The following is an 11,892-nucleotide window of genomic DNA, read 5'->3' on the forward strand; positions in this document are numbered from 1 at the left end:
ACTCCCCGGTTACAATTCGTAGTCCGGGCGGAGAATGATCCTGCCCAGTGGTGTGCGGCTCTCGATGAGCTGGTGGGCGTGTGCTGCTTGGTCCAGCGGCAGCACCGTCTCGACCAGCGGATCCAGACCTCCTGCCGCGGCGCGGTCCAAAGTCGCGGTGTGGGCAGCGGCGACCCGGGCCAGCCAGGCGGGGCCCGCGCAACCAGTGAGAGTCAGGCCGCGGGTGATCAGATCGGCGGCGCTCAGCTGGGCGGGGGCGCCGGAGAGCCAGCCGTAGCTGAGCATGCGGCCGTGCAGCGGCGTCATGAGGTCGAGGAGATCGCGGGCGGTGCTGCCGCCGATCGAGTCGAAGACCACGTCGAGCGTTGCGCCACCGAGGATTTCGCGCAGTAGCGTCGGCCATTCGGGGTCGTTGTGATCGATCACCTCGTCCGCGCCGAGCTTGCGTGCCTGTTCGATCTTCGCGGGACCGCCCGCCGTGGCGATGATGCGCGCGGCGCCGTACTCCCCGGCGAGCTGGGTGAGGTAGCTGCCGATACCTGTTGCGGCGGCTTCGATCAGCACCGTTTCGGTGCCGGTGAGCCGGGCCGTTTCCAGCAGTGGCAACGCCACCGACCCGCTCATCAGCACCGCCGCCGCGTCCACCGAGGACAGGCCGTCCGGGATCGGCGTTACGGAATCTGCTGGGGCGCTGACGAATTCGGCGTAAGCGCCAAAACCCATGGTGGCCACTGTCACGCGACGGCCGATCAGTGCGGGATCCACCTCCGCGCCCACCTCGGTCACCACGCCGGCGGCTTGGAAACCGAAGACCAGCGGCGGCTCGGCACCGATAGGGAACTCGCCGGAGCGCAGCTTGGTCTCCGGGAACAGGACCGGGATGGCCTCGGCGCGGATCACGACCTCACCCGCACCTGCCTGCGGCGGCGCAACCTCCTCGAGGACCAATACCTCGGGTCCGCCGGTCCCCGTCATTACGATTGCCTTCATCATGAACTCCATAAGTTGACTATCGGTCCAGTTGCTCCGGCAACGATATGGACCGGCGGTCAAGTTTGTCAATGAAAGCGGGTGTGATGACCGACGGGCGTCCGAAGGAACGGGCCGACGCCGCGCGCAACCGGCGTGCGATTCTCGACGCGACGACCGCGCTGCTGGCCGAACACGGCGCCGAGGCGATCACCATGGACCGGGTCGCCGCCGCGGCCGGGGTGGGGAAGGGCACCATCTTTCACCGCTTCGGCAACCGCGCGGGACTGCTGCACGAGATGGTCGCCGAGAGCGCACTCACCTTGATGGACGCCATCACCAGCGGGCCGCCACCTTTGGGGCCCGGCGCACCGGCCGACGCGCGACTGCTCGCCTATTTCGACGCGATGACACGACTGGTGATCGAGAACTCGGAGTTGATGGTCGCCTATCGCACGGTGCCGCCGCACCCGCGCACCGGCGAGTTCCACGCGTTCTGGGACAACCACATCACCGCATTACTGCACGAAGCCCGCCCCGATCTCGACGCCCAGGTGGTCGGCAGGTTGCTTCTCGCCACGATCGGCGGCGAACTGGTGCCGACCATGGTCCGCTCCGGTGCGACCGACCGGCTGCTCGGCGCCGTGCGCGAACTCGTCGAATCCGTGCTGCGTCGGCCCTGAAAGATGCTGTGCGCTAGAACATTGCGGCAATCATCGCGAGCGGCAGATTGATGATGCCGTGCACCAGGAACAGCAACCAGGGATTCCGGTACCGCGACCACAGGTAGCCGAGGAACAGGCCGTAACCGCCGACGTGGACGAAGGTGGCGGCGAGGTCGATGCCGAAACCGTTGCCGCCGTGGATCTTTACGTGCCAGGCGGCGAATATCAACGAGGAGACCACGATCGCGGGCCAGCGTCCGACCGTGGCTTCCAGTCTGGTCTGCAACCAGACCCGGTAGAAGATCTCCTCCAGCACCGCGTTCAGGAAGAACACTCCGACCACCGCGATGAGATCCGGAGGCGGACCGGTGTATGGCCGACCGAACAGGGTGAACAAGGCCAGGAAGGTCACTACTGCGGGCATCGGGCGCAGCCATCGGCCCTGTGTGTCGATCCGATACCACTCGCGCCCCGCCACCAACCGGTACAGCAGCGGAATGGTCACCAGCAGAAGCAGTTTCAAGCCGACGAACCACAGGTCGCCACCGGGGGAGAGGTAGAAGCCGACCGCGAAGGCGAGCCCGAGCGCGAGGAGCCACCACGCCTGACGTTCGACCGCGCGTGGATCGGCGGTCGGAAAGAGGACGTCGTCGCGTCGCTTCGGCGGCACCAGCCAGGCGACCGCCAGCCCGCCGGCCACCGTCAGGACGGCAATCCACAGCGCCACGGTGTCGTCGGAGGTGGCCGAGACACGCATCATCGTGTGCCCCGTCGCGATCAGCGTCACCACCGCGGCCAGGTACACCGAGCCCCCCGCTGTCAGCAGGAGTCCGCCGGCCCTTCGAAGTCGCATGCGCCTCACGATGCCATCGGCGCGCTATCGTGCCGACCCGGCGGACCGAATGTCATCCGAAAGGACGAGACCCGCCGTCGAAGTCACTCCGGGGCGAGGATGGCGTCGAAACGTTCGTCCGCGCTGTCGAGTTGGCCGAGGATGTGCTGCTTCACCTCGTCGTCCAGGGGTGTGTCCGCTCGGGTGACGAGGTCGCGGTAGATGGCGGTCAGTGGACGGTATTTGGCAGCGAGCTTGTGCATGGCGGGCTCGGTCGCATACAGAATGCCCACCCCGTTGTCGGTGAAGTCGGAGAGCTTGATGATCCTGGCCCACGGGGCTTGCTCGAGATTGGCGGCGACGTGTTCGCGGTATTGGAGGTGCCGGTCGATCGACGGGTCCGGTTCGGGATTGGTGACGGCCGCGACCAGCTCGGCCACCCGCTCGCCGAAGCGGTCGGCGAGTTCGGCGAGGGCCGCCGCGGTGGCCGGACCGGGCCGGTCGCCGGCCAGTTCCACGGGGTGATCCTCGACGGCATCGTGCAACAGGCCCGCGGCGACCAGATCGCCGTCGCGCACCCGGTAGTGGCTGATGATCCGGATGGCCACGCGCAGTAGATGATTGAGATACGGTTCGCGTCCGTAGCGGTCGTCACGGTGGAGTTCGGTGGCCAGGTCGAGCGCGTCGGTGAGCCGGTCGGCGTCCGGCAGGTCCGCGATCTCCAGCAGTAATCGTTCGCGCAGCCCGGCCTCGCCGTAGACCTCGCTGATCGTGTGCAGCGGCATCACGGCCAAGACCCCCGCCCCAGGATTGCTCATGCTGTCAATCTAACGGCGCACCGCGCTCGGCGTCGCGGTAAAAATCCGTTGCCGCCGCCGGTGGGGCCGTGGTGTCCTGAATGGAACGCGAGGCAGGAACCGGAGGTACACGTGGCCGCGCAAGACAAGCGGCCGCGACACTGCTCGGCCACCGACGAGATGTTGAAGCTGCACCGGCGCACGATGGTGCTCGACGGACGGGTGTACACCGTCGTCAGCCTGCGCCCCGGCAGCGATTTCCGCTTCGCCACCAACCGTTTTCACGACACCTGGCATGTGCTGACCGACTGGCGCGGTGCGCGGGTGCTCGCACGGTTGGTGTGGGGGCTGGCGTATCAGCGGCGGCCGGGCACCCTGGTCGTGCTCGATCCGGCGCAGCTGGACTCGAATCCGTTCGACGGTGCGCCGTCGGATCCGATTGTGTTCGTGCCGTCCGAGCTGACCGTCTTCACCAGGGCGGCGGCGGTGGCGTTGCGGCGCCGGTTGCCGTTCCGCGAACGTTCCGAAGGCACCGTGCGCTGGCAGACCTTCGGGTTGAACGGGGCGGTCGACGAGGTGCGGGCGTGGCGTGCCAAGGTCGTGAGCGAACGATTCGACCACTACCTGCCGCAGCCCACCGGTTGGCTGCGGGTGGATCGGATCGGCGGCTTGGTCACCCTTTTCGGCGCGGCCGACCAATTGCGTGAGCTGGCGCAAAGTCTCGCCACTCTGGGCACCTATGACTACTTCGGCATGGACTATCACTATCTGGATTACCCGGAAACCAACGGTGAGGTGCAGATCTTTCGGGACTACCGCAGTCGGGTGACCACCGCCCGTCGCGCCCGCATGGACATCCTCGGGCCCGATCACTACGGACCCATCACCGAGGATGACGAACGCGCCATCTGGGCCCACGCCGCCGCCCTGCGTCGTAATCGCCTCCCGCGCCTCCCCGAACCCGCACCCAACTAGGCGCAGCGCCGCACCCCTCGGTGCTGTTGCGGCGCTGCGCCGTTGGGGGAGGTGGTTCTGCCTGGCTGCGGTCCACCAGCGCCCGTCCTCTTTGATCAGGACGTAGAGCGCGATCATCGCGTGGTCGAGATCGATCAGCTCGCCGTCGGCCGTGGTCGCCCGCGCCACCTTGTGGGCGACCGCCACGTCGGGGCGCAGGAAGGTGATGTCGGTGACCTCGTAGCGGACGTACTGGTCCTTCAAGAATCCGGCCAGCCCACGACGATTCGCTTCGAGCAGCGCGTCGCGTCCGGTCAGCAGTGCGCCCACCGCATTGACGACGGCGGCGTTCGCGGTGAAGTCGGCGGTCATCAATTCGGCGTCGTTGGTGTTGTACGCGGTCTCGACATTGCCGATGATCTGCTCGATGGCCGCGATATCGGCGGTGTGGTCGACGGTCGTGTCGCTGACCATGGGCGGCTGAAAGGTCTCCGTGTTCATGGGATCAGCCTCCAACCTCAACAATGGTTCATGTCAAGGCCAGCGGCGTGCACCGTCTTCAGCGCACGCCGCGGGTGCGGAACTGGATGCTGATCCGCGGACCGGTCGGCTTCCGAGTTTTCGGCACGGCGTGCTCCCAGGTGCGCTGACAGGAGCCGCCCATCACCAGCAGATCGCCGTGCCCCACCTGGTATCGGATGCTCTCGCCGCCGCCGCGCGGGCGCAGCAACAGTGCGCGTGGCGCACCGATCGACACGATCGCCACCATGGTGTCCTGGGTCGCGCCGCGGCCGAAGTTGTCGCCGTGCCAGGCGACGCTGTCCTGTCCGTCGCGGTAATAACACAGCCCGGCCGTGCGGAACGGCTCGCCGAGTTCGCGCCGGTAGTGCTCGCTCAACGCCTGCCGCGCGTCGGCCAGTGCCGGATCGGGCAGCGGCTCGTGCTCCTCGTAGAACTTGAGCAACCGCGGCACATCCACCACGCGGTCATACATCGGCCGCCGTTCGGCCTGCCATGGCACGTCGTCGACCAGCCGGTCGAACAGCGCGTCGGCACCCGACAGCCACCCGGGCAGCACGTCCACCCAGGCGCCGTGGTCCAGCACCGTGCGCCGCGCGGCGCGCAGCGACCCGAATTCGGTATCACCGAACCCGTCGAGCAGTGATCCCTGCAGCGGTGTCGACATGTCAGCGAATCTACCCGTAATCGAACATATGTGCTAGCGCTGATCGGACGTGGCGGTCTCGATCCTCGGGCGTAGCGGCACGCCATTCGCTTAACTGGCGGGGCCGGTAGACACGAAGGGGAGCGGACGATGAGCGGAACTGGACCGGAAGCGCCGATGGCGGGGGTTGCGATGACCGCGATAGGAGTCGCGGTAATCCGAGTGCGGGAATCGGATCGGCCGGACCGGCTGTACGACGATCCACTGGCCCGGAATTTCGTCGCGGCCGCCCGCAGCGGTTTCCTCGAGACCGAGGACGGCGCGCAGCGTTGGGCGCAGCTGGAAGCGCTGGCCGACACCTTCTTCGAGGGCCGGACGGTCACTGTCCGGCTGATCGACGATCAGGTGACCGAGGCGGTGGCGCAGGGTTGTCGGCAGGTCGTGGTGCTCGGCGCCGGATTGGATACGCGCGCATTCCGATTGGGTTTGCCGGCCGACATTCGCTTCTTCGAGCTCGACCTGCCGGAGCTGTTCGCGTTCAAGGAGCCGGTCCTGGCGGGTGCCGTGCCGACCTGCGATCGTCGGGTGGTTGCCGCCGATCTACGGGGTGACTGGGCAGAAGCGCTGCGCGCGAATGATTTTCAGCCCGACGTCCCGACGCACTGGGTCGACGAAGGCGTACTCGGATACCTGTCCCGCGCGGATGCCCTGCGGCTCGCCGAAAGGCTGACCGAGCTCTCCGCTCCGGCAAGCCGTTTCGACGTCCTCCGGTTCGCGGTCGACGAAAACCCCGCCCAGTACAGCGAACTCCGCCGGCTCGTCCGCGCCGGGCACGAAGGCGAGGACCGGCTCGCCGGCTTGGGTCCCGACGCCGAGGAATGGCTCGCGGACCGCGGGTGGCACACCACCTTCCGCAGCTGGGCCGAACTCGTCGCACCGCTCGGCCGTCCGGTGGACAACCCAGGGGTCGGCTTGATCATCGCGGTGCGTGCATGATCCAGCGTGGCCCCGCTCACAAAGCTGCGCGTTGGAAGGCCTTGTCCACCAACCGCTCCGGTCGTTGACCAGCGCGCAGTAAGCAGCCATACAGGGCGTTGTGGGCCGACAGGCCAGTGCCTGCCGGTAGGTGAGGGTTACCGACCGTGGCCTGCGGGCAGGCATCGGTGTCAGAGGTGGCTGTGATGATCGGACGATGCACGTTAGCTCCATTGAAGAGTCCTGGCGACGGATCGACTCATGGCTCGCCGCGCATGCGCCGCGTACCTTCGCATCTTTGCGCCCACCCGCCTCACGGGAGGCCATCGCCGCCGCAGCTACCGAGTTGGAGGTGGAGTTCCCCACGGATCTGATCGCTTATCTGCGCCACCACGACGGAGTCTCGCCCGGGTCGCGGGGTTACGTCTCCCCAGAGGAGGGCGGGTTCAGCTTCCCCGGTTTCGAGCCCTACACCCTCGCCCAGATCCTCTCCTCGGGTCGGAGCCAACAGGAGTCGTGGGCCAGGTACGAAGACGACCCGGTGATGGAGGGCTTCTGGCACCACGATTTCGTACCCTTCGCCCGCGATATCAGTGCGGACGGGCTGGTCGTGGACTGCCGTCGAGGCGAGTCCTTCGGCGCGGTGGGCTGGCAGCGGGAGGCCGATACCGTGAGCTTCGGAGAATGGGGAAGCCTCGCGGCCTTCCTGGAACAGATCGCCGAATCCCTCGAAGGCGGAACCGCCATAACGGTGGGGCTGTCGTATGTGCCTGTCGTCGACGACGGGATGCTGCTGTGGGAGCACGCTCCCGAACCGCGCGCCGAGCCTCGGTCCCTGTTCGACCTCGCGCTCGCCGACCCGGCCACCGCCGCGCCAGGCCGGACGACTTCCCACGCCACGCCGAACCAGACCTGGCCCAGCGGTTACGACAATTTCTGCCTGACCTTCGCGCAGGACTTGGACGAGACCGAACTCCTGCGCCGGTTCGGCGCGTTCCCCGAGACCCGACGCCCACGGTGGCGGGAGGAGGCCGCGATTTTAGAACAGCGGCAGGACGCTAGCGTGCTGCTGCCGGTGGTCCGCGTGGGAGCCCACGGCGGGTGGGCGTTCGGCATCGAGGAAGGTCTTCATCTTTTCGAGGGCATACGCGACGAGGTGCTGCGCCGTGTGTCCGGTGGCACCCGCGCGGTGTCCGTGAGCTATTGGGAGGACGGCACGACCCCGGTCGCCCTTGTCGACAACGGCGAACTGGTGACGAGGTACGACACCCGACCGCCCGTCCCACACGGCGCGCGCGACCCGTTCGAGGTCTTCCCCGGTCTGCCGTCGCCCGTTCCGGAACCCACACCTGAGCAGCGGCGGGAACGGCTGCTGGCGGTGTGTGACGCGGTCGTTCGCCGCTGTGGCATCCCCCTGCCCCCGCCCGGCCTGGCGGGGGAACTCGACAGCGCGCGGATCCTTCCCCTGCTCCCGGACAACAACTTCGGGTACCCGGAGGACAACTTCAAGACACCCGTGCCCGACCGGTTTGCCGCCCTCGTCGACGCCGCGACGCCCGAGCGCCTGCGCCGCGTACTCGCCACACAGATGTCGTCACTGGCCACCGAGACCGGACTCGACACCTATGCCGAGGTCACTGCCGCACTGTCCGTGCTGAGCGAGGAGGATCACCCCGGCATTACCGACGATTCCGCCCTTGACCTGCGCCTGCGCCGCGTGCACGCCGAGGCCCAAGTGATATACGCCGACTGGAAAGACCGGTCCCTCTGGCAGGACCGCGCCATGGCCGCCCGCGCCCTGGCCGACGCGCTCAACCTGCCGGCCCGGGAAGCCCTGGGCTTGGTCGTGGGGCTGCGTCAGGACCCCCACTGGCGGCAGGAGTTTCGCAAACAGTTGACCGACGACTGATTCCTGCATGATCCAGGGTGCGGCCCAGCCAGTACGGCGAGCGCAGGTAGCGGCCATGGCGCGCGTTGGGAAGCGCTGTCGGCCAACAGGTTTCGGCGGCCGACCCACCTCTGCGTCGCGGCAGGTGCGGATGAGTCGACAGCCGCCCCAGCCACGGAACTCACTGCATAATTCGGGTTCGGCGGCGATTTCGTATGCGGCAAGCTGGTGCGATGGGTTCTGAACTGGATTCCGACCGGCGTCCGCTGCTGTTCCTGACGTTGGTCACCGCGATGTCGTTGCCTTTCTTCGTCTTGGGCGCGTTCGTCGACAGTGTGCGGGTGGGTGCGCTGGAATTGCCTGCCAGCGCGGCGATGTTCCTGGTGCCGGTACTCGCGGCGGTGTTCCTCGTCCGCCGGGACGAAGGCAGAAAGGCGGTCTGGGCGCTGCTGCGGCGCGCGTTCGACTATTCGGCCGCACCGCACAAGGTTTGGTACCTCGTGGCGGCGGGGGTGCCCGTAGTCGCCGGAATAGCTGCCTACGGGATCGCCCGGGGGTTGGACGCGGTCGGCGCGAGTCTCCCAATTGCCCTGTCGGCGTTGCCTTTCGTGCTGATCGCAACGTTGTTCTCGGCGACCTGCGAGGAACTGGGCTGGACCGGCTACGCGACCGATCCGCTGCAGCGGCGCTGGGGTCCGGTGTGGGCGGGCATTGCCCTCGGAATCTATTGGGCGGTCTGGCATCTGGTGCCGCTCGCGCAGGTCGGGCACGGGTTCTGGTGGATCTCCGGATGGTTCGTCGGGACCGTAGCCGGGCGAGTGCTGATCGTCTGGCTGCACAACCGAACCGGCCAGGGGGTCCTGGCCGCGATTCTGTTTCACGCCATGCTCAATGTAACCGCTGTGGTGACACCGGATTACGGCGAGCCGATCGTCCTGATTCTCGGCGGAGCGCTCCTGACCCTGGCCGCAGTCCTGGCATATGTTCTTGGGCCACTACGCGACCGGGCGGCATCGCCGGCTACCACAACTGTCGATGGCTGATAGGCCAGATCCATGGACCACTCAGCCGCAGGACCGTCTGGCCACGACGCAGCCTGCCGGCGGGTTGACGCTAGGCGGTGGCGGGCACCGTAGCGGTACGTGTTCGGGTTCCGGATGGAAAATTTGCTGGCGCACGGCCACGGCCGCACAGCCGACTGTTCCGCTCGACGCGGATGGTCAAAGGTGGTGCCACCATCAGGTTTCCGGCGATGACCGTGCATTGTGCAGATGAGACCGGAGCAACCGGTGGGACGGGCAGCCGACTTGATCATCGCGTCCGCGCATGATCGTGCGTGGCCCCGCTCACAGCCCGGCCGTGGCCCCGCTCACACCGCGCTACACCTGGTGAAAGCCGGGTTTCGGCCGCTGTTACGCTGCTTGCCGTAAGACATCCTTTAACGGACCGTCCGGTGAGGCGGGGAAGGAGGTCGGCATGGCCGTGCCCGAACGGGCCGCCAAGTCCGGCGCTGCCGAGACATCGCAGCGACACACCCCCGAGGGGGTGGAGGCGGGGCGGGAGCTGTTGTCGGCTTCCGATGTGAGCCGGACCATCGCGCGCATCGCGCATCAGATCATCGAGAAGACCGCGCTGGACGCGGGCGAGCAAGGCGCGCCACGCGTCGTGCTGATCGGCATCCCCACCAGGGGCACATCGCTGGCCGCGCGGCTCACCGACAAGATCGAGGAATTCTCCGGCGTCCGCCCGGCCCTCGGCTCGCTCGACATCACCCTCTACCGCGACGATCTGCGCACCCGGCCGCACCGGCCGCTGGAGCGCACCTCGGTCCCGGAGGGCGGCATCGAAGACGCGCTGGTCGTGCTGATCGACGACGTCCTCTTCTCCGGCCGCACCGTGCGCTCCGCCCTGGACGGGCTGCGCGACCTCGGCCGTCCGCGCGCCGTGCAACTCGCGGTGCTCATCGACCGCGGCCACCGCGAACTCCCGATCCGGGCCGACTACGTGGGCAAGAACGTGCCCACCTCGCGCTCCGAAGACATCTCGGTCCTGCTCACCGAACACGACGGCCGCGACGGCGTTTACCTGCGCCAGGAGGTTGAGTCGTGAGGCATCTTTTGACGGTCGGCGATTTGGATCGCGCCACCGCGACGGAGTACCTGGACGAGGCCGAACGTTTCGAGCAGGCGCTGCTCGGCCGCGAGGTGCACAAGCTGCCGACCCTGCGCGGACGCACCGTGATGACGGTGTTCTACGAGAACTCCACCCGCACCCGGGTGTCGTTCGAGGTCGCGGGCAAGTGGATGAGCGCCGACGTGATCAACGTCAGCGCCAGCAGCTCCTCGGTCTCCAAGGGCGAATCGCTGCGCGACACCGCGCTCACCCTGCACGCCGCGGGCGCCGACGCGCTGATCGTGCGGCATCCGGCTTCCGGTGCGGCACACCAGATCGCGCGCTGGATGGACGCCTGGGCGGTGCAGTCGGGCCGCACCTCCGGCCCAGCCATCATCAATGCGGGTGACGGCACGCACGAGCACCCCACCCAGGCGCTGCTCGACGCGCTGACCCTGCGCCAGCGGCTCGGCGATATCGAGGGCAAGCGAGTCGTCATCGTCGGTGACATCCTGCACAGCCGGGTGGCCCGCTCGAACGTCTTCCTGCTGGCGACCCTCGGTGCGGAGGTGGTGCTGGTCGCGCCGCGCACGCTGCTGCCGGTCGGGGTGGACGCCTGGCCCGCCAGGATCGCGCACTCGCTGGACGCCGAATTGCCCGGCGCCGACGCGGTTCTCATGCTGCGAGTGCAGGCGGAGCGGATGAACGGCGGCTTCTTCCCGTCGGCCCGCGAATACTCGATCAATTACGGACTGTCCGAGCGCAGGCTGGCGCTGCTGGACGAGCATGCGACGGTCCTGCATCCCGGCCCGATGCTGCGCGGCATGGAAATCGCGTCGCCGGTGGCCGATTCGGCGCAGGCCGCGATCTTGCAACAGGTGACGAACGGAGTACACATGCGCATGGCCGTCCTGTTCCGGCTGCTGGTCGGTACACAGGAGGCGGTGGCATGAGCGAGCTTCTGATCAAGGGCGCCTTGGTTTATGGCGAGGGCGAACCGGTCGACGTGCTGGTCGCTGACGGTGTGATCCGAGAGATCGGTACCGATCTCGGTGCAGGCGACGACGTGGAAGTCATCGACGCCGCCGGCCAGATCCTGCTGCCCGGCTTCGTCGATCTGCACACGCACCTGCGCGAGCCGGGCCGCGAGGACACCGAAACCATCGAATCCGGTTCCGCTGCAGCCGCGTTGGGCGGTTACACGGCGGTGTTCGCGATGGCCAACACCAGCCCGGTGGCCGACTCGGTGGTCGTCACCGACCACGTGTGGCGGCGCGGGCAAGAGGTCGGCCTGGTCGACGTGTACCCGGTGGGCGCGGTCACCGTCGGCCTCGAAGGCAAGCAGCTCGCCGAGATGGGCACCATGGCAGCAGGTGTCGGCGCGGTGCGGATGTTCTCGGACGACGGCCACTGCGTCTACGACCCGCTGCTCATGCGTCGCGCGCTGGAATACGCGAACACCCTCGGCGTGCTGATCGCCCAGCACGCCGAGGAGCCACGGCTCACCGTCGGCGCGATCGCGCACGAGGGCCCCA

12 protein-coding genes and 1 pseudogene are annotated in these 11,892 nt (G+C 67.8%); 8 read left to right on the forward strand and 5 right to left on the reverse strand.

The features are described from left to right. Window positions 1–9: 9 nt before the first annotated feature. Window positions 10–990, reverse strand: coding sequence for a quinone oxidoreductase family protein (locus NN4_RS32595; protein ID WP_246181203.1), 981 nt, complete (start codon window positions 988–990; stop codon window positions 10–12). 71 nt (window positions 991–1,061) lie between these two features. On the opposite strand from NN4_RS32595, the gene NN4_RS32600 reads away from it, so the two are divergent. Then, window positions 1,062–1,652, forward strand: a complete 591-nt coding sequence (locus tag NN4_RS32600; protein ID WP_371865785.1) for a TetR/AcrR family transcriptional regulator — start codon at window positions 1,062–1,064, stop codon at window positions 1,650–1,652. Between the two features lie 13 nt (window positions 1,653–1,665). Here the strand turns inward: NN4_RS32600 and NN4_RS32605 are convergent, their stop codons facing one another. Further along, window positions 1,666–2,487, reverse strand: a complete 822-nt coding sequence (locus NN4_RS32605; RefSeq protein WP_147139450.1) for a CPBP family intramembrane glutamic endopeptidase — start codon at window positions 2,485–2,487, stop codon at window positions 1,666–1,668. Window positions 2,488–2,570: 83 nt separating this feature from the next. Continuing rightward, entirely contained in the window at window positions 2,571–3,284 is a 714-nt protein-coding gene (locus tag NN4_RS32610) for an HD domain-containing protein (RefSeq protein ID WP_135232047.1), read from the reverse strand. A gap of 111 nt (window positions 3,285–3,395) precedes the next feature. Between NN4_RS32610 and NN4_RS45310 the strand changes: the two genes are divergently transcribed. After that, window positions 3,396–4,238: a hypothetical protein gene (locus tag NN4_RS45310; protein WP_186818744.1), complete on the forward strand. Its 843-nt coding sequence runs from the start codon at window positions 3,396–3,398 to the stop codon at window positions 4,236–4,238. Between the two features lie 102 nt (window positions 4,239–4,340). Here NN4_RS45310 and NN4_RS32615 read toward each other — a convergent pair. Together NN4_RS32615 and NN4_RS32620 are read right to left on the reverse strand one after the other, a co-directional pair. Continuing rightward, window positions 4,341–4,718 (reverse strand): annotated as a pseudogene (locus tag NN4_RS32615) (SgcJ/EcaC family oxidoreductase); the annotation flags it as partial. A gap of 58 nt (window positions 4,719–4,776) precedes the next feature. Next, window positions 4,777–5,403 (reverse strand): alpha-ketoglutarate-dependent dioxygenase AlkB, encoded by a 627-nt coding sequence (locus tag NN4_RS32620; protein ID WP_147139453.1) that lies wholly within the window; start codon window positions 5,401–5,403, stop codon window positions 4,777–4,779. A 129-nt stretch (window positions 5,404–5,532) separates the two neighbouring features. Between NN4_RS32620 and NN4_RS32625 the strand changes: the two genes are divergently transcribed. The 6 genes from NN4_RS32625 to NN4_RS32650 all read left to right on the forward strand — a co-directional run. Next, entirely contained in the window at window positions 5,533–6,378 is an 846-nt protein-coding gene (locus tag NN4_RS32625; protein ID WP_147139455.1) for an SAM-dependent methyltransferase, read from the forward strand. Window positions 6,379–6,655: 277 nt separating this feature from the next. Next, complete coding sequence (locus NN4_RS32630; protein ID WP_222595212.1) at window positions 6,656–8,266, forward strand: SMI1/KNR4 family protein; 1,611 nt, start codon at window positions 6,656–6,658, stop codon at window positions 8,264–8,266. Window positions 8,267–8,478: 212 nt separating this feature from the next. Continuing rightward, window positions 8,479–9,288 carry a CPBP family intramembrane glutamic endopeptidase gene (locus NN4_RS32635; RefSeq protein WP_186818741.1) on the forward strand — a complete coding sequence of 270 codons (810 nt, stop codon included), beginning with the start codon at window positions 8,479–8,481 and terminating at the stop codon, window positions 9,286–9,288. A 433-nt stretch (window positions 9,289–9,721) separates the two neighbouring features. After that, window positions 9,722–10,354 (forward strand): bifunctional pyr operon transcriptional regulator/uracil phosphoribosyltransferase PyrR, encoded by a 633-nt coding sequence (gene pyrR / locus NN4_RS32640; RefSeq protein ID WP_147139461.1) that lies wholly within the window; start codon window positions 9,722–9,724, stop codon window positions 10,352–10,354. Beyond that, window positions 10,351–11,310 carry an aspartate carbamoyltransferase catalytic subunit gene (locus NN4_RS32645; protein ID WP_147139463.1) on the forward strand — a complete coding sequence of 320 codons (960 nt, stop codon included), beginning with the start codon at window positions 10,351–10,353 and terminating at the stop codon, window positions 11,308–11,310. Before pyrR ends, NN4_RS32645 begins: the two co-directional genes overlap by 4 nt. After that, the coding region (locus NN4_RS32650; protein ID WP_147139465.1) for an amidohydrolase family protein at window positions 11,307–11,892 on the forward strand (586 nt) is incomplete at its 3' end. The genes NN4_RS32645 and NN4_RS32650, both read left to right, overlap by 4 nt.

Source organism: Nocardia ninae NBRC 108245 (genome assembly GCF_007990755.1).
GTDB classification, from domain to species: domain Bacteria; phylum Actinomycetota; class Actinomycetes; order Mycobacteriales; family Mycobacteriaceae; genus Nocardia; species Nocardia ninae.